The 17,310-nt window shown below is 56.1% G+C and carries 16 protein-coding genes; 5 read left to right on the top strand and 11 right to left on the bottom strand.

Annotated features, from left to right (window positions below; all coding sequences use genetic code 11):
- Nucleotides 1-663 (top strand): LysR substrate-binding domain-containing protein (locus tag WCL58_RS17750; protein ID WP_336851444.1); only part of this gene is annotated, 663 nt, incomplete at its 5' end.
- Here the strand turns inward: WCL58_RS17750 and WCL58_RS17745 are convergent.
- The 4 genes from WCL58_RS17745 to WCL58_RS17730 all read right to left on the bottom strand — a co-directional run bounded on the left by WCL58_RS17745 (nucleotide 621) and on the right by WCL58_RS17730 (nucleotide 5,737).
- Nucleotides 621-1,922 (bottom strand): MFS transporter, encoded by a 1,302-nt coding sequence (locus WCL58_RS17745; protein ID WP_336851443.1) that lies wholly within the window; start codon nucleotides 1,920-1,922, stop codon nucleotides 621-623. The genes WCL58_RS17750 and WCL58_RS17745 overlap by 43 nt on opposite strands.
- Before the next feature lie 67 nt (nucleotides 1,923-1,989).
- The gene (locus tag WCL58_RS17740; protein ID WP_336851442.1) at nucleotides 1,990-3,153 is read right to left on the bottom strand and encodes an acyl-CoA dehydrogenase family protein; all 1,164 of its coding nucleotides are present in this window, start codon (nucleotides 3,151-3,153) and stop codon (nucleotides 1,990-1,992) included.
- Nucleotides 3,154-3,171: 18 nt separating this feature from the next.
- On the bottom strand, nucleotides 3,172-4,719 hold the full coding sequence (locus WCL58_RS17735) for an AMP-binding protein (RefSeq protein WP_336851441.1): 1,548 nt from the start codon (nucleotides 4,717-4,719) through the stop codon (nucleotides 3,172-3,174).
- 106 nt (nucleotides 4,720-4,825) lie between these two features.
- Nucleotides 4,826-5,737 carry a LysR family transcriptional regulator gene (locus tag WCL58_RS17730; RefSeq protein WP_141958947.1) on the bottom strand — a complete coding sequence of 304 codons (912 nt, stop codon included), beginning with the start codon at nucleotides 5,735-5,737 and terminating at the stop codon, nucleotides 4,826-4,828.
- A gap of 158 nt (nucleotides 5,738-5,895) precedes the next feature.
- On the opposite strand from WCL58_RS17730, the gene WCL58_RS17725 reads away from it, so the two are divergent.
- Both WCL58_RS17725 and WCL58_RS17720 read left to right on the top strand, forming a co-directional pair.
- Entirely contained in the window at nucleotides 5,896-7,230 is a 1,335-nt protein-coding gene (locus WCL58_RS17725; protein ID WP_141958945.1) for a serine hydrolase domain-containing protein, read from the top strand.
- 111 nt (nucleotides 7,231-7,341) lie between these two features.
- Complete coding sequence (locus WCL58_RS17720; protein WP_336851440.1) at nucleotides 7,342-9,204, top strand: DUF1302 domain-containing protein; 1,863 nt, start codon at nucleotides 7,342-7,344, stop codon at nucleotides 9,202-9,204.
- Nucleotides 9,205-9,351: 147 nt separating this feature from the next.
- Here WCL58_RS17720 and iadA read toward each other — a convergent pair whose 3' ends face one another.
- The 5 genes from iadA to WCL58_RS17695 form a co-directional block, all read right to left on the bottom strand.
- Nucleotides 9,352-10,515: a beta-aspartyl-peptidase gene (gene iadA, locus WCL58_RS17715; protein ID WP_336851439.1), complete on the bottom strand. Its 1,164-nt coding sequence runs from the start codon at nucleotides 10,513-10,515 to the stop codon at nucleotides 9,352-9,354.
- Nucleotides 10,512-11,216, bottom strand: coding sequence for a creatininase family protein (locus WCL58_RS17710; RefSeq protein ID WP_336851438.1), 705 nt, complete (start codon nucleotides 11,214-11,216; stop codon nucleotides 10,512-10,514). Before WCL58_RS17710 ends, iadA begins: the two co-directional genes overlap by 4 nt.
- 10 nt (nucleotides 11,217-11,226) lie before the next feature.
- A complete protein-coding gene (locus tag WCL58_RS17705; protein ID WP_228011812.1) occupies nucleotides 11,227-12,144 on the bottom strand; it encodes a GntR family transcriptional regulator in 918 nt (305 codons plus the stop codon).
- Between the two features lie 65 nt (nucleotides 12,145-12,209).
- Entirely contained in the window at nucleotides 12,210-13,745 is a 1,536-nt protein-coding gene (locus tag WCL58_RS17700) for a sodium:solute symporter family protein (RefSeq protein WP_141958937.1), read from the bottom strand.
- A complete protein-coding gene (locus tag WCL58_RS17695; RefSeq protein ID WP_141958936.1) occupies nucleotides 13,742-13,990 on the bottom strand; it encodes a hypothetical protein in 249 nt (82 codons plus the stop codon). Before WCL58_RS17695 ends, WCL58_RS17700 begins: the two co-directional genes overlap by 4 nt.
- A gap of 148 nt (nucleotides 13,991-14,138) precedes the next feature.
- Between WCL58_RS17695 and WCL58_RS17690 the strand changes: the two genes are divergently transcribed.
- The gene (locus tag WCL58_RS17690) at nucleotides 14,139-15,320 is read left to right on the top strand and encodes a DegT/DnrJ/EryC1/StrS family aminotransferase (protein WP_141958934.1); all 1,182 of its coding nucleotides are present in this window, start codon (nucleotides 14,139-14,141) and stop codon (nucleotides 15,318-15,320) included.
- Nucleotides 15,321-15,368: 48 nt separating this feature from the next.
- Here the strand turns inward: WCL58_RS17690 and WCL58_RS17685 are convergent, their stop codons facing one another.
- Entirely contained in the window at nucleotides 15,369-15,815 is a 447-nt protein-coding gene (locus tag WCL58_RS17685; protein WP_180548445.1) for a tautomerase family protein, read from the bottom strand.
- 189 nt (nucleotides 15,816-16,004) lie between these two features.
- On the opposite strand from WCL58_RS17685, the gene WCL58_RS17680 reads away from it, so the two are divergent.
- Complete coding sequence (locus tag WCL58_RS17680; protein WP_208523541.1) at nucleotides 16,005-16,475, top strand: winged helix-turn-helix transcriptional regulator; 471 nt, start codon at nucleotides 16,005-16,007, stop codon at nucleotides 16,473-16,475.
- 7 nt (nucleotides 16,476-16,482) lie between these two features.
- Here the strand turns inward: WCL58_RS17680 and WCL58_RS17675 are convergent, their stop codons facing one another.
- Nucleotides 16,483-17,163, bottom strand: a complete 681-nt coding sequence (locus WCL58_RS17675; protein WP_230458156.1) for a helix-turn-helix domain-containing protein — start codon at nucleotides 17,161-17,163, stop codon at nucleotides 16,483-16,485.
- Nucleotides 17,164-17,310: the final 147 nt, after the last annotated feature.

Genomic DNA, 17,310 nt, shown 5'->3' with positions numbered 1-17,310 from the left:
ATTGAGCGCGCCAATCAAAAGTTCCCCGGCATCGAATTGACCGTACGCGATGGGCTCAGCCTGGAGGGGGGGGAAGCCATCGAGCTGGGTAAAGTGGACTTCGGTCTGGTGCCCAATGCCGAAGAGCTCACTCATGTGAATGTCGAACCTATTTTTACCGAGTCCCTATACTGGATAGGCCTTGAAGCCCCTGATCTCCCCGGCGATACCATGACGCTGGCGCAATTGCTCGACGGCCCGTTGGTGATGGCCCCAAGACTCAGCTCGCACCTTCGCCGGCGAGTAGAACAAGCGGCTGTCGAAGCAGGGCTGGTGCTAAAAGTGAAGTATGAGCAACAAACCGCGCAAGGCGTCAGCAGCCTGGTACGCAGTGGCCTAGCAGCCACCATTGGCAACTGGCCTGCGGTAGAAGAGAATCTGCAGCAAACTGCGCGGCGCATCGTTGAACCCAACCTGAAACGCACATTGTCGCTGGCCTACTCTATTCACAAGCCCCTCACCTTTGCCGCGTCTTGCATGCGCGACTTGGTGAGAGACTTGCTGATCGAAGTTGTCCATTCGGGCCTATGGAGAGGCGAGTTGATCGAGCAGCAACGCGCGTATCAGGATGAAGACGACGCTCAGCCACGCATGGGAACGTGGGATGGCGTTACCTTAAGTTGACGGAGCGAGCGTTGCGGGTTCATGGTCAGTAATCCGATAAGGCCGGCGCAGACCAGGATCGCGCCACAGACCATAAAACCATGGGCATAGCCGTCGCCGCTGATGCCCTGTGCACTCTGAACCAACAGGCCGGTGACTATCGGCGCAGCCAACCCCGCCAAAGATCCGCAGGCATTTCCGATCGCCAGCATGCTGCCACGCTGAATGCTGGGCACCACTTCGGCAAGCATCGCCGGACCAACCGAATACATCACTAACGCCAAACCACCACTGAGTGTCAAACAGACCATGCGCTCTGCCAACGACAATCCTGGCAGTACCAGTGAAGCAGCGAGGACGCCGCTGAAAACCAGGCACATCGAAACGAACATCCCCCGCGCTATCCTCGACGGTAAGCCTCGGCGCAATAAGCGCTGAGACCACCATGCCATAATCAGACTCAAAGGCGTTGTCACCAGCACAAATACCACGAACATATGGCCAGCACGAAGTGAAGTCATCCCTAATCCCTTCTCAAGATAGGCGGGAACCCAGGTCAACGTCAGAGCCAGCGACCAGTTGGCGGCAAAATGACCGATAAAATTGCCAATCACTGTAGGATCGGCAAACAAGCGCCGGTAAGGGATACGCGGCTGCGTCGACACGCCTTCCATACTGACCGGACGAATACACTCCAGCACGCCTTCTTTACCCAAACGGTGCCAGGCCAGGCACCAGACCAGACCGATGGCCGCCAGCACGGCGAAGTTGCTGCGCCAGCCATAGTGTTCGCTCATCCAGGGGATCAATAAACCGGCGATCAGCAAACCCATCGCGCTGCCCGAATGCAGCATCGCCACCGGCAGGCTACGCTTGCTGTCGGGGAACCATTTGTACAGGGCGTGAGTGGCGACAGGTGACGCCGGGCCCTCTCCAATGCCCAAAAGAACCCGACAGGCGACAATGGTCCACAATGACGTTGCAAACAGCATCGGAAGTTGCACCAATGCCCAGAACAGCCCCATGCCCAACAACAGGGTCCGCGTGGGTTTACGATTTGCCAGGAAGCCGCCGAGCACCGCCGAAATAGCGAAGAGCCAGTGCAATGCGCCGCCGATCAAGCCAAATTCCGTGGGGCTAAGTTCGAGCTCTTCCATCATGGGGACGGCGACCAGGCCGATGACGACCTTATCGAGAAAGTTCACCAACATCATCACAGCGAGAAGCGCTGCGATGGTCCAGGCGGCCTTCGGGTGATAGCGGGATTCTGTAGCGGGCATAGGGCACCTCTGATTTTTCTTATAGGTGGACCACGCCCGCCGATCCAGCGAACGTGGGCAGGCAGGTTTAATCAGGCATCAGAATGCCCTTGGCGATCGTGTTGCGCTGGATCTCGCTGGTACCGGTGAGAATGCGCATCATGCGGGTGGCGCGAAACATCCACTCGACCGGGTTGCCACGAATCAGACCTGCACCGCCATGCACCTGCACGGCGCGATCGACGATGCGGAATGCCGTTTCCGAAGCAAACAGCTTACACATCGGTGCCTGAGTCCGAATGTCACCGTCCGCATCGCTCAGCGCCGCCGTCGCGTACATCATGCTGCGTGCCGCCAGCAATTCGGTGGCCATATCGGCAAGCATGTGGTTGACCGCCTGAAACGTTGCGATAGGCTTGCCAAATTGGGTGCGCGTGCGGGCATATTCGATCGACAGATTCAATGCCAGGCCAGCCATACCGAGCATGGTCGGGCAATGCAGCAATCGGTTGAGCATGATACGCCCCATCGCCAGCCTGAAGCCCGCCCCTTCGGCACCGATGCGATTTTCGACCGGCACCCGCACATTGTTCAGCGCGATGTTGCCATGGCTGCCGCCGCCAGACATGACCTGGTAATCGGCATCGATTTGCGCGCCGGGAGTGCTGAGATCAACAAAAAACGCCGAGATCCCATCGGCACCCTGGCCCGCCCCTGTTACCGCCATCAGTACGGCGAAGTCGGCATAAGGCGCACCGGAGATATAACGCTTGGCGCCATTCAGCACATAATAGCCCCCTTCTCGCACGGCGCTGGTCTTGATGGCCATGGCGTCAGAGCCGGCTTCCGCTTCGGTCAGCGCGAAGCACACCGCTTTTTCCGCCCGGCAAACCGGCTCCAGGAATTTGGCAATCTGCACCTCGCTGGCAACCTTGAAGAGATGCCCGATGCGCGGCGGGCCGCTCAGTTCGCCCAACACATGGGGTGCAAACATCGAGCCGGTCAGTATCGCCGCCTCTTTGACCGCACACAGATCAACCACGCTCAATCCTGCGCCCCCAAGACTCTTGGGCAACATCACGTTGTAGAAACCAAGTTCACAGGAGCGCTTCCAGACATCGGCCAGAAGAGCCTTTGGATGAGCCTCCCCCCATTGCAGCTGCTCCCTCCTTTCCAGAGGAATAATTTCATCACGGATGAACGTCTGCATATCGCTGATGATGCGCTGCGCTTTTTCGCTCGGCTGAATCATTTTATTTTTGCTCCCGCGTCAGATCTTGCGCTGACTGTTTTTCCAGTACCCATCACGCACCTGACGGCGTACGATCTTGCCGTTGGGGTTTTTGGGCAGTTCATTGATGAAGTCGACACTGCGCGGCTTTTTGAAACCAGCCAGATACTTTGCGCAATATTCGATGACCTGGCACTCGTCCAGCGTTGTTCCGGACTTGAGCACCACCACCGCCTTGACCGCCTCGCCCCACTGCTCATCCGGCACACCAACCACTGCGGCTTCGAAGATGCCGGGCATGCGGTACAGCACTTGTTCGACCTCGGTAGGATAGATATTGAAGCCACCGGAAATAATCATTTCCTTTTTCCGATCGACGATGAACACATAACCCCGGTCATCCACCGTCGCGAGATCGCCTGTGTGGTAGTAGCCGTTCTTCATGACTTCTGCGGTAAGTTCCGGCGCCTGCCAGTAACCTTTCATGATGTCGTCACCTTTGACTACGATCTCACCAATCTCACCCGGCTGAACGTCTTCAAACTGTTCGTTAACCACGCGCAGATCGGTTTCGAAGTAGCAACGCCCGCAAGAGGACAACAAACGGGTATCGCCATCCCGGGACAAATGATCCTGTTCCGTCAGCACGGTTACCAACGAGCAGGTTTCACCCGCGCCGTATCCCTGAGCCAAGATCGGGCCAAAAACTTCGATGGCGCGTTCAACTAAGGCCGGAGCCATAGGCGCCGCACCATACATCACCAGACGAAGGCTACTGAGATCGAACTGCTCAACGCCCTTGAAGTTGACCAGCCTGTTGACCATCGCCGGCACCAGGAACAGACGCGTCACCCGTTCTTGCGTAATCGTTTGCAAGAGCAACTCATCGTCATAGCGTTCGAGCAATAGATTGCAGGCACCTACGGCCAGGAGTGGCATGATCTGCATGCCACTGGCATGCGTGATGGGGCCCACATGGGCCATGACGTCATCAGGCCCAGCGCTGCGGACGGGGCTGCTTAGACTCTTACGCACCAGTGCCTTACGATTGCCGAACGTCAGCATCGCGGCTTTGAGCACACCAGAACTGCCTGAGGTGTAGTGCAGTACGGCCAGATCATTATCGGCAGGATCGCTGTTGAATTCGCGTTCTTCCCCCATACCGAGCACTTCGCAATAGGGAATATCGCCGCCCTCATCGCCTAATGCGATAATCCAGTTCAGGTGGGGCAATGCCTCGCGGTGGGCGGCCAGAATTTTCGCAACGGCGCTGCCTGCAATCACGGCTACGCTGCGCGAATCGTTGAGTACGCATACTATCTCTTCGGGCGACAGGCGGGCGTTGATCGGTACCTTGACCATCGCAGCCTTATAGAAGGCCACTTCAGCCTCGACCAGCTCGACACGATTCGTCGCCAGGAGTGCAACGTGCGCACCCGGTGCAAGCCCAAGCCTCAGCAAACCTGAGGCCAGCCGGTTGCTGCGCGCTTCGAGTTGCGCATACGTCAGTCTCTGGCGACTATCGATGACCGCTTCGTTGTGGGGCCAGTAGCGTGCACTTCGGCTCAGTATTTTTCCGAGGTTCACTTTATTCTCCAAAGTTGAACGGGGTTATCCGATCTTAGAAGTGGAGAAAAAACTCGCCAATACCACTCTTAAGCACTCCCCCATAACAAAATGGGATGGGGGAGTGCTACAGCCACTCCTGCATGTTGCGCTCGCTGGCGACATCAGCAAACAGTTCGAGCAATCGTTCACACACCGGCGAAAGGTAGCCGCCGGAACGGGTGACCAGTCCGATAGAACGATGCAGTTCAAGACCGTCCAGATCGAGGCTCAATGGCTTCACCCCCACCGCATGAGGCATGCGGCCACGGCGAGCAAGCGTTAAGATCGGCGTGCCGATGATGAGTTCGTACAATGCTTCGCTGCTGAAATCAGCTTCGATACGTAAATTCGGTGGCGGCAACCCTTGCCTGATAAAGGCGCTATCCAGCGCCCGGCGAACGCTGACGTGTCCTTCAGGCAACAGCCACTGCTCATGCTGCAGATCGCTGAATTGCACATACTCCCTGGCGGCCAGCGGGTGCCGGACATCAGCCACGACGGCCAGGCAATCCTCATACAAGACTTGTGTGTCGAACTCCTCTGCCCCCCCTGAAAGCGGCATGACCGCAACATCGAGCTCACCGCTACGCAACTGTTCAAGCAACTCGCTCGCCAGGCGTCTGCGCAAACGCAGCCGCGCAGCCGGACGTTCGCGCAACAATCGGCGACAGCTGGCAATGAGCAAATCTTCCGGCAGGGACGGAGAATAGCCCAGGCGCACTGCGCCTTGCTCTCCGCTGCGGATACCGCGCATCTCCGCCAACGCATCATCAAAATCACGACTGAGCCTCTGTGCCCGGGCCAGGAACGTCTCGCCGGCCAACGTCAGGCGCATCCCCGTTGACAGGCGTTCAAATAACATTACCCCCAGTTGGCTCTCGACCCGGTTTATCGCCTTGGAGAGCGACGGTTGAGTGATCCCTAACTGCTCGGCGGCTTTCCCCACAGCGCCGCACTGCTGGACGGCAAGGATATATTCCAGGTCGCGTATATTCATGACATTCCCATTAGCTATGACTTGATAACCTTTAATGCATTGCGTTCAGGTATAGCGCCCTCGCAGACTGAGTGCAATGTCCGTTCTTTCTATCGGGATGCAACACCAACCAGAAGAAACATATTCCTCCTTACTGCACCTGCCAGGAGATAATAATAATGAGTTGCGAAGCCTCTGACGTTTTAGCGACGTGCAAAAACCTGTTATCAGTACTGCTGCTGGCTTTGGCAAGCAGCGGCCATAGTCAGGCCGCCGCCGACATTAGCGATCCCGTTCGCCTGGGGATAATGCAGGGTTTTCCCCCGGCCGCAGACAAGCGGGTAACCACGCAGAATGCATTCGAGTTTCCTAACCTGCGCTGGGCTCTGCGCAACGCGCGTGCTTTGACGCCAACGACAGATATTCGCCGAGCCATCACCCCATTACCGCTGGCAGCAGGCCCATCGGCTGACTTCGATCGGCTGAGATTTACCGTCGCTGAGCAATCGTTATCGCTTCCCGAATATCTGCGCCAAACCTTTACCGATGGTTTCATCGTGCTGCATCAGGGCAAAATCGTCTACGAACGATACCTCGACTCATTCTCGCCGGAACAGCCGCACATCTGGGCGTCGATGACCAAATCGGTAACGGGTCTGCTGGCCGCCGGTCTGATCGCCGAGGGGAAACTTGATCCAAGCGCCAAACTCTCGGTCTATGTGCCGGAACTGGCAGGCACCCCCTTCGGCGAAGCAACCTTGCAACAAAATCTGGACATGCAGGTAGAGGCGGTTTATCCCGCCCATCTGCCTCCGGATATCGGTTTATTCGCCGCCGTCGGCATCGTGCCGCAGCGGCCCGGCATGCCCGACAATATCTACGGTTTCCTGCTCGCCGCGAGCCGGCCTGAACAGGCCAGCGCCACGCCGATTTGGTATTACCAGAACGGTTCTCCTGAAGCGGTGGCCTGGGCCATGCGCAGGGTCACCGGCAAGAGCTGGTCGGCATTGGTGGCGGAACGCATCTGGTCTCTGTTTGCTGAAGACGATGCCTACAGCCAGGTCGATGCCCTGGGCACAGAGATGGCCAGTGGCGGCCTGAGCAGCACCTTGCGCGACGCCGCACGCTTTGCCGAGGCCATTCGCCTGGCCTGGTCCAGACCTTATCAAACATCGGCATTTACCCAGGCCGTACAGCTGGCGCTGCTACCCAACACCAGCCAGGCGCTGATCGCGCACAACCCCAGAGCCAAAGAGCGCATCGGCTATGCCTATCGCGACTACTGGTACCAGAAGAACGATGGCGACGGTTCTATCGAAGCCGCGGGCCGCTTCGGCCAACGCATCTACATCAACCCCAAGCGCGAACTGGTGATCGTCAAGATGTCTTCAGCACCCGATATGGCCCCGCGAGCTACCCAAGCCGGAGCCGCGCCGGCAAGTGGCAGCCAACCTGCAGACACTGTCGCCGCCTTCAATAGCATGGTGAGCGCACTGCTTCCGGCGCTGCCTTAACGATCGGCTCAATGAGCCCGCCGTCACGACGCTTTACACATCAACAGTATCTGGCTTGTGCTGTGCCCGGTGCTCCTGTCTTCTTATAACAATAAGCAAGAGGCAGCCGCCATGAGCTATCTGCAATCGCGCCCCCCTTATCCTATGCCTTTCTCACCGGCAGCTTGTCTGCTGGCGCCCGTCATCTGGGCGATATGCAATACCGCCAGCGCCGGAAAATTCGATTGGGGTGACGTCAACGGGCGCTACAACGGCAGCCTCAGCATCGGCAGCGTCTGGAACGCAGAACATCCCCGTGCGAGCAGCATCTATCAAGGTAACGCCAACCTCGTTGGCTATGGCACAAGTAGAGAATTCAACAACGGCGGCGGGCGTACCGGCGACGACGGCAGACTCAACTTTCGCAAACGCGGCCTGGTCTCCTCGCCGCTCACTCTGCAGGGTGAAGTGGCGCTCAACTGGCGCAACTACGGCGCATTCATACGCGGCAAAGCCTGGTACGACTATACCCTGAACAACCGAGAAGTAGACTTCGGCCACTCTTCCAACGGCTACCGTACCAACAGCAAACTGGACGATAGCCACTTTGACAGGCTGGCCAAGTTTCAGGGGATCGCCTTGCTCGATGCTTATGTATTCGGTGATTTCAGCCTGGCCGGCCATCCATTGAACGTCCGGGTTGGCAACCAGGTGATCAACTGGGGAGAAGGTCTGTACTTCCAGAACGGTATCAACGCCATTAACCCTAACGATATGGCCGCCTTACGTCGGCCGGGCACCCAGGTAAAGGAAGCGCTGGTGCCGATGCTGTACGGCAAAATAGGGTTGACCAATCAGCTCACTCTGGAAGCCTTTTACCAACTACAATGGCGGCGATCGGTGATCGAAGGTTGCGGGACCTATTTCTCCAACAGCGACTTCATGCCTGACGGTTGCTATGGCGTACCCCGTGGAGGAGCTAACGACCGTGAAAGTTTCGCCAATGATCTCATCATTCACCGTGCGGGCGACAACGAACCATCGAACACGGGCCAATTCGGCCTGGCGCTACGCTACCTCGCCGACAGCATTCACACCCATTTCGGCGCCTACGCGATGAACATCCACTCACGCACCCCCTACGTCAGCCTGATCACGGATCGCCGACAGGAGCAGGGAGCCGGCTGGCTGCCAGGACAACAAGCAACCAACGGCCGCTATTTCGCCGATTTTCCGGATGATATTCACATTTTTGGCCTGAGTTTTTCCAGCAAGCTGGAAAGAACCGAAGTATTCGGCGAGTACAGTTTCCGCCCCAACCAGCCGATGCAGCTGGCCACCGGCGATCTGATCCCGGCCTTCGCCGGCGATCCTGTGCAACTGGGCCATCTGATCGGTCAAGACATCACGCTGGGCCGGGATGCTATCAATGCCCCGCCGGGCTCAGTCTACAATGGCTATGACCGGCGTAAAGTTTCGCAGTTATCACTGGGGGTCATCCAGCCCTTGCCCTCACTACTGGGTGCCGCCGGTCTGAAGCTGACCGGCGAAGTTGGCATGAAGTATGTGCATGACCTCCCTGGTCTGGGTGACCGCCGCTATGCCAAAACGGATACCTATGGATCCGATCTGGCCAACGGTAACGCCAAGGGCTGCCTGCTTGGCGTAAGTGAGGCCAAATACCGCAAGCTCGGCTGCTCCAGCGACGGCTATACCAGCAAATTCGCCTGGGGCTATCGCTTACGAGCGCAGTTGAGCTATCCAGGCCTGTTTAAAGGCGTCAGCGTTTCCCCTTTTGTCGGCTTCGGTCAGGACGTAAAAGGCTGGTCCTATGATGGCGTGTTCTCCGAAGGCCGTCTGCTTGGTGCCGCCGGTGCCAGGTTCGACTATGGCAAGACATACTCTGCAGAACTCGCCTGGTCCGGCAGCGGCAATACGCCATTTGCGCCCACCGACAAGGACTTTGTCTCCCTCAGCCTGCAGATGAAGTTCTGAATATGAGGGTAAAACCCGCCTACCGAAATCGCCTCGTAAGCCGAGGCAGTTTAACTCGAACAAAGCCGCAGCAAGCCGGCTCGCAGCCTGATCACCCAAGGAGGCTCTCTCTTCAAGAGCCCGTTTTCTGTTGCCGGTAACCAAACATCATTCGAATGTTCCACGTACCAGCACTTCACCATCAGCCAACATCAGCCGGCCATTCGCCCACAGCGCCTCGGGATGCAAGTCATCATTAAGCAACAGCAGATCGGCATCATTGCCCACGGCGATTTCCCCTTTATGTGGTAGTTTCAGCCGCTTCGCCACATGTCCGGCAACCATAGGCCAACATTGTTCCAACGGCAGCGTAGCATTGAGATCCCGAACTTCATTGAGCAAGCTATCAAAACCGGCCACGGTCAGACCGCAAACATTACCCTCTGCATCAAAGGCCGGAATGCTGCCATTCCCATCGGAACTTAGCGTCAACTGAGCCGATGAAATGCCTGCATCCAACGCCTCCAGCACCGCTTCACTGGGCTTTACCGCACCGCGTGCGCCCAGATGAGGGCTGATGCCGGCGGTGAGATCGAGATTGATGCCTTGCAGTCTCGCTAACTGCATGGCATGCCGCCAAAGAGGACGCTGACGGTTGACGTGAGTCGGCAGGAAGTGGGGCAATGGCACGTCACATTGCTCACGAATGGCATCCAACGGCTCAAGCGCACTGGCGGCGTTTCCCAGGTGCAAGACCACCAGACCGGGTTTCTGCGTCAACAACGCAGCAGCTCGAGCCTGAGTCGCCAGGCGAATCAGTTCCTCAATGCTCGGTTGTGAAGAACGGTGATCGGAGATGGCTGTTTTCACGCCCAGTACGGGTTCGATAAACGTAATGTCATCCCTGACAGAACCGGTGATCGTGACGGTCGGCACCTCATAGGAGCCCGTTAGCATCCAGGCGGAAATGCCTTCGTTGCGCAACCCCATGACTTTGGCGAACAGGGATTGCACATGGCGGGTTACACCATCGGTGCCGAGCAATCCCATTACGCTGGTGATACCGCTTTGCAGCAACTGTGAAAGTTGAACCTCCGGCGTTCGCGTATGAAACCCTGCTTCTCCACCGCCGCCTGTCAGATGAACGTGTTGATCAATGATTCCGGGTGCCAGTATGCGCCCGCCGGCGTCAAACAACTCACAGGAGAATAATGACGGCGGTGACAAATCTTCAGCCATCGCCAGAACTTTGCCCATGCCGATGAGCAGGTTCTGCTTAACGATCCCTCGCGGAATAATCACTCGCGCATTACGGATCAATGTAAAGTTCATGGCATCCACCCTTGCTCCAACAGCACGCAAGTTTCATCCAGACCGGCGGCCCAAATCTGCGCCATTTCTTCATCGCTACGTTGGTAGTCGCCGCCATAATTGCCATCGCCGATGTAACCCCTGACTGCAGCGGCAGGCAGTTGCGCCAGTTTTGCCACGTTGATCGCCGGCTTCTCTTCCCGTGGCATGTCAACATTGGGCAGACGCGTCCAGGGGAAATTTTCCATCCAGGAGGCATGCGAAGCATTGGGGGAAAAGTGCTTCACTAACCCCATAACGTTGGGAGAGGCCCACCAGTTGTGCAACTGCACGCGAGCCTCGGGATACCGGTTGAGCCAATTGTGGATCTGAACCTGGACAGGCGAGTTACCGCCGTGCCCATTGACCAGAAATAAGCGACGGAAACCGCTGCGATATAGGCTGCTCAAGACATCATCCAGAAGCGCGTTGTAAGTCTGCGGTTGCAGATTGATAGTGCCTGGAAACTCGGTAAAGTAAGGTGCCATACCAAACGGCAGGCCGGGATAAACTGGAATACCTTGTTTCTCGCCCGCCTCTTCCGCCAATCGTGAGGCCAGCAAGTGGTCGGTGCACAGGCTAAGATAAGCGTGCTGTTCAGTACTGCCGAGGGAGAGGATCACACGATCGTCGCGAGTCAAGTAATCCTGCAGTTGAAACCAGTTCATCTCGCTGATTTTCATTATTATCTCCTTAAGGTTCCTGGTGTTGGCAATAGTGATGCCAGGCTGGACGTAGCGTCTCGCGCAGATAGCGTGGCTCCGGCGTATGCCGATACTCAAAGGCTTCGCTTGTCGCCGGTAGCATGGGCTGCAAATGGCTATGGCAACCGGTGCTGTAGATGAGGGTGCGATGGCTGGCCAGCGACGCAGCCAACCCTTCGTCCTCCAGCGCGATAACATCTATTTTTCCCAGATGTGGCGCAAAATTCTTCACACCCTCCAGCATGGCGGGCAAAAAAGTTTGATAGCGTGACACCAGCAATACGCCGGTATCCGCGGAAAGCTGTGCCAATCGGGTACGAGTTTCCTCTGATGGAATGAGATATGGCGCGAATATCGGAGTCGATTCCGCGACCCGGAGCCTCAACCGTGGGATGCAATGCGGGATGGTCAACCAGAACTGATAACTGTCCAATTGCTCTTGCGCCAAATCAGCAAACTCCCGAAATGTATAGGTATCGATCGTTTGTCGATGGCCCAGAACCTCCTGAATGCTCTCAATGTAGCTGAGGTTGATACGGTTGGAGTTGCCGACCAACGCCATCTTCAATACCCGTGGAGAGATATCCGGAGACGCGTTCTGATTCAGCGCTCCGATAAAGAACGATTCCGACAAACCGATGTTGGCTGCATCTTGCAACAGCTGTTTAAAGCGCTGTTGAAGCTGTGCTACCTGGTCTTGATGAGGCGTCTCCTGGCGATTTCGCACAACATAAGTGCCTTTACCGGCAATGGTTTCAATCAGCCCCATACCTTTCAAGGTTTGATAGGCATTACTGACTGTCAGTTGTGCGACGCCCAGCTGTTTGCTGAGCGCGCGTACCGAGGGCAAAGCGATATCATCGCGAAAAGTGCCCGCCATGATGCCATACTCAATGGCGCCGACGATCTGCGTTTGCAGGGAAATCGGCAGGTTTTTGTCGATATTGATAAGACACGCCTCTTTTCAATTTATTAATGTTCAGAGTGACCCATAGGCCGCCGGGCACGTCTGACGCACAACGCTTGCAGATCTTCAAAATGACGTTTGAGCGTCGCGTCGCTGGCTGGGCAAGTGAACAGGCTGACTACCACCATCACCACCATGGTGAAACTCCAGCAGATAATCAACGGGTCAAAACCAAAGGACCAGTCAGGCAGCCACAGTTTCATCGCCACATAGGCCAGTTCGCCCAAAATCACCGCACTGATGGCACCGGCTACCGTAGCGCGTTTCCAGTACATACCGAGGATAACCGGAGCAACCCAGATACCCAGGCCACCAAAAGCGAAGCGTATCAACGCAAAGATCCCGGCAGGTTTCATAATACCGATGATGATAGCGGCAATGCCCAACAAAACTGTCATCAGGCGCGACAACGTCAAAATCTGTTGGGACGAGGCCTGTGGACGTAGCATATTCTGGTAGATGTCACGCGTTACGCCGCCGGTGGCGACCACCAACAAGGCGGAAATAGTGGACATGCCGGCAGAAACAATCCCGGTTATCAGTAGCGAGGCGATCCAGGGCGACAAATTCTGCTGCAGGATCACGGGAACGATAAAGTCAGTTTCCTGTCCACTCAAACCACTGATGAAAGTAGCAGCGTTAACCCCCGACCATTCAATCATCGTCGCCGAAAACAGCATGCCCAATGTGCCGAGGATGACGGCTTTAAACATTGTGCGGTAGCTGTTCATGGTAAAGAACTTGGTGAACAGCGTTGGCTGACCGATAGTAAAGAAACTCCACATCACGATCATCGAGACATAGGTCTGCCAAGGGAAGTCCCCCTTTGCGCCGGGATGCGTCAAATGACTCGGCATCTCCGTCGCCAGCTTTCCGGTAATGACCTCCATTCCGCCGCCGGCGTGGACGGAAACGATGAATGTAACAACAGCAGTGGCGACCATCAGCCCGCCTTGCAATACGTCTGTCATCATCGCGCCGGTCATGCCGCCTATCATGCAATAGAGCACCACCACCGCCCCCATGACTACCACACCGATCCATTCCGGCAGCCCGGTGAAGGTGTTGAGAATGACGCCGGCCCCAACGGTCTGAGCGCCCATCATGGCTATAAGGAAAATGACCATCATAACCGCATGAACGCCGCGGATAGCATTAGACTCATAGCGATCGGACAGGTAGTCGCTCATGGTCATCAGGTTATATCTGCGCCCCATCAGCATTAATTTGCGACCGACAAACAACGCCGGGATTAGCATGGAGAACGCCAACCCGGGCACAGACACACTCATACCGGCAAATCCGGTACTGTAGGTCATGGCCGGTACCCCCATAAAGGTACTCATGCTGTATTGGCTGGCAAAGTAGGCGAAGCCACCAACGACTGCACCGGCTTTCCCTCCCATGACCAAGAAGTCACTGAGCGATTTGGTGGCGCGGGCGGCATACCAGCCAATGCCGCCGAGCAGCAGCAAGAACAGGCTCAAAGTCGTATAGAAGGACACCGGTTCAGGCTGTAACAGCGTAGTGAGATTGCTCATGCGTTGTCCTCCTCAATATCGTCCTGATACTCAGGGCGCTGCAGGCATTGCCAGGCAAAAAGAACAATCAAGGCAATAACTGTTACACCATGTATTAACCAACCAAATATAAACACCGGAACACCGAGCCAACCAGGCTGGTAAGCGGTGTTGTAGAAGAATGGGAAAGGCATCATTACCAACAGATACATAAACATGAAGACATAAAACCATTTTCTTTCAAAACAGTTACTTGTTACGTCCATCACTCCCCCTTGGTACCGTTTATTATTATTTATCTCAGCAGCACACCAGCAGATTATTTGTCGTTGCACTTACTGTTATTATTTAATATAACAGCATGAACAAAATAACAACAATTATCTTACAAAGATAAAAACTGCAGGAGGGGGTATGGAAAGGCTGCCTTTCAAGTCACGGGTAGAGCTATTGAATACAACGCTCGGCAAATCGGAAGATGCATGTGCACAGCGCTGGTTGGCTGGCCACGACATCTACGCGCCAGATGAAGCGGTGCACGTTCTGCATCGACAAATTGCCGAGCTCTGGCAATGCGGCCAGGAAGGCGTGGCGAGTTTTATGGGGGGGCGCGCGGCCTTCTATGCGGTAGTGCGTACCCTTGGGCTTCAACCCGGTGATCAGGTCCTGATCCCAGCGTTTACTTGCCAGTGCGTAACCAATGCGCTGACCTACAACGGCGTGGAAGCCAGGTTTGTCGATATTGAAACCGAAACCTTTGGCATGGATGCGGAAGCATTAGCGAAATCCATTACTCCCCGCACACGCGCAGTCATGATCCAGTACAGCTTTGGCTTGGTTTGCCGCGATCTGGAGTCGCTGTTGTCGCTGGCAAGCCGCCATGGGCTGTGGATTATCGAGGATTGCGCCCACGCTACCGGAGCCAGCTACCGCGGTCAGTTGCTAGGAACGTTGGGCGACATTGCTTTTTTCAGCAGCGAGCGTTCGAAGATCGTCAATACCATTCACGGTGGGTGGGTCATCACCCGTGATCCCGCTTTGAAAGCTCGTTTGCAGCAGGTGTATGCGCAGACAGCTGATGCCGAGCCACCATTCATACGAGCGTTGTTGCGCACTTTGCGACATGCCGTACAGGCCAACCAGCAAGGAAAGGCGACGGCGGATGCATCGTGGCCTCAAGAACAGCGGATACCGCAGATGCAGCAGACCGAACTCAGCGGTTTGTTCAGCCCACAGTATCACTGGCGAATGGCTGAGCCGGTCGCGGAACTCCTGACGCTGCAACTTAATCAGTTACCAGAGCTATTACAGCGGCGACGCCGTGGTGCGGAATTCTGGCGACGCTGGGCGCTAAAACAGAGATATTCCCACGCGCTGACCGTGGTGGGAGCAGAAAACAGTTGGCTGAGGTTCCCCTTAATGCTCTCAGCGGAGCAAAAGCAACAAAAGACAACATTGGAACAAGCGCTGAATGTCGACGTCGGCGTATGGTTTACCTCACCAATGCATCCTCAACCTTTGCTGCTGCCAGATTGTCCTAGGGGTATGTTGGCTGCCGCCACCTGTATCAATTTGCCCACCTGGTTGCCCGAGTAAGGGCTGATATGATGCCGCAATATGAAAATAACCGCCCTGGCATGCCAATCAACTGCCAGGCAAAATATCAGCCCCCTCCCACGCCGAAGGCCGGTTCTCGCTGCGCCATTTCTCCCCCGCCGTCGTTCCCGGCGCCGGGGGCTTCAAGCCTTCGATAGTCCACAGCGAGAACGGCGTTTCGTCCACGTGCAGCTCCCAGCGCAACCCGCGCGCGGCAAGGTAGGGTTGCAGGATGCGGGTGCAGGCCGCCAGGAATTGCTGCTGCTCTGCGTCGTTGTCCATGGCGCGCGCAATATGGTCGATGGTCACCCGCACGAAATCATCGGCCGGTTCGCCGCCGAGATAGGCCGAACCTGGCGGCAGCGCGTGGAAGAACACGTTGACGTAAAAGCGCGGCAAAAAGTCCTGGTACAGGGCAGTGACCTTCTGCGCAATCGCGCGTTTATCGGCGGCGCTGAAAGCCGGTTCAGGGTGGTAAATCTGCCACAGTGGCATCGCGTTATCTCCTCGGTAAAGCTGCGGGGTATCGACAATCGTTCTGGCCGGCAGCCTGTGTCAAACAAAACTCCAATAATAAGAGTAATAACTCCAATCATTGAAGTGATCAAGCCTAGGCGATAAAATTATCCGCATTAGGGCGGCAAACGGAGGCAAGGCAACGTGAAAGCAAAAGGGTTTGAAGGTATGACGTGTTCGGTGGCCCACGTGCTGTCGGCATTGGGCGATCGCTGGGGCGCGATTCTCATGCGCGATCTGTTGCTGGGGCTCTCGCGCTATGACGATCTGCGCCAATCGACCGGCATCACCAACAACACGTTGGCCGATCGGCTCAAGGCGCTGGAAGGCAGCGGCCTTATCGAAAAGCGGCAATACCAGACGCGCCCCGATCGCTACGAGTATCTTCCGACGGAGAAGGGAAAAGATCTCGGTCTGCTGGTGATGGCGATGATCCAGATTGGCGACAAGTGGAACCTGTCCGAGCTGGCCGGGCCGCCGCTGCGCGTGGTCGACCGTGCGACTGGCCACCCCGCCACTCTGCGCGTGGTCGATGCCGTGACCGGCGAATCGCTGCCGCCGCAAAACCTGGCGCTGGCCGCCGGGCCCGGCGCCGACGAGATCACGCGATGGCGGCTGGCCGTCGGCAAAACCCGCTAACGGTGCGCTACAACAGCGCAATCATCTTCAGCAGTTCGACCCGATTGCGGATGCCGAACTTTTTGCCGGCGTTATTGAGGTGCGAATAAACGGTTTTCGGGTGCAGGTTAAGCCGCCGAGCGGTCAGGCGGATATCTTCGGTGCGGGCGGTTTCACACAGCACTGCCGCCTCGCCAGGCGTGATTGCCGCCCCCCGCTGCCGGTTCACCACGTGCCGTTCGCTCGTCTCCTGGCGGGCCAGCGTTGCGCAGGTCTCTCGCACCACCTGCAGCGCTTCCCGTTTGTGCAAAATCGCATCCGGCTGCGCCGCGGCGATAAACGCCAGGATCAGCGGTGAAGTCTTATCGATGAAGAACAGTAACCGGACGTCTTTATATTCACTGCGTGAATATTTAATGAATTTTAAATACGCCTCGAACCGGTAAATCTCCTGAGGAAACTCCATAATAATTAAATCAGGCGCCGGGCTTATATTTTTAATGATATTCATATTGGGTGAGGATAAGGTTATCACCCCGCCACCCAATAATGTTTTCATGCCCAGCCGGCACAGCGGTGAACCATCGATATAAATCACTCTCACTTTAATTCTCCTTATCAGCATGGACGCATGCTTCCACACCTCAGGCGGCTTGTCGCTGCTCTTTTTTGGGGTAATTCGCCTGCAAAGCACACCGATATAAAACATCTTGATAACATGTTTTTCAAATAATCACGCAACCGTCAGCACGTTGATTAATACGCAAAAAAGGCATGAATGTTTCAAATTATTTCAATAACAAAAACTGGCGATCCAATAAAATCGCAACGCAATGATATAGATCTATTTTCTATT

The organism is Serratia sp. TMDUHS_CL (genome assembly GCF_037137105.1).
Classification (GTDB): Bacteria; Pseudomonadota; Gammaproteobacteria; order Enterobacterales; family Enterobacteriaceae; genus Serratia; species Serratia nevei.
Note: the sequence above shows the minus strand (reverse complement) of the source record. Positions and strands in the feature narration are given on the sequence as shown.

Bases quoted from the DNA above. Each gene is read 5' to 3' on its own strand.
- WCL58_RS17675 (WP_230458156.1), bottom strand. From the start codon at position 17,163: ATGTTTTATATCGGTGTGCTTTGCAGGCGAATTACCCCAAAAAAGAGC.
- WCL58_RS17745 (WP_336851443.1), bottom strand. From the start codon at position 1,922: ATGCCCGCTACAGAATCCCGCTATCACCCGAAGGCCGCCTGGACCATC.
- WCL58_RS17710 (WP_336851438.1), bottom strand. From the start codon at position 11,216: ATGAAAATCAGCGAGATGAACTGGTTTCAACTGCAGGATTACTTGACT.
- WCL58_RS17680 (WP_208523541.1), top strand. From the start codon at position 16,005: ATGACGTGTTCGGTGGCCCACGTGCTGTCGGCATTGGGCGATCGCTGG.
- iadA (WP_336851439.1), bottom strand. From the start codon at position 10,515: ATGAACTTTACATTGATCCGTAATGCGCGAGTGATTATTCCGCGAGGG.
- WCL58_RS17700 (WP_141958937.1), bottom strand. From the start codon at position 13,745: ATGAGCAATCTCACTACGCTGTTACAGCCTGAACCGGTGTCCTTCTAT.
- WCL58_RS17730 (WP_141958947.1), bottom strand. From the start codon at position 5,737: ATGAATATACGCGACCTGGAATATATCCTTGCCGTCCAGCAGTGCGGC.
- WCL58_RS17740 (WP_336851442.1), bottom strand. From the start codon at position 3,153: ATGATTCAGCCGAGCGAAAAAGCGCAGCGCATCATCAGCGATATGCAG.
- WCL58_RS17720 (WP_336851440.1), top strand. From the start codon at position 7,342: ATGAGCTATCTGCAATCGCGCCCCCCTTATCCTATGCCTTTCTCACCG.
- WCL58_RS17685 (WP_180548445.1), bottom strand. From the start codon at position 15,815: ATGCCACTGTGGCAGATTTACCACCCTGAACCGGCTTTCAGCGCCGCC.
- WCL58_RS17695 (WP_141958936.1), bottom strand. From the start codon at position 13,990: ATGGACGTAACAAGTAACTGTTTTGAAAGAAAATGGTTTTATGTCTTC.
- WCL58_RS17690 (WP_141958934.1), top strand. From the start codon at position 14,139: ATGGAAAGGCTGCCTTTCAAGTCACGGGTAGAGCTATTGAATACAACG.
- WCL58_RS17725 (WP_141958945.1), top strand. From the start codon at position 5,896: ATGAGTTGCGAAGCCTCTGACGTTTTAGCGACGTGCAAAAACCTGTTA.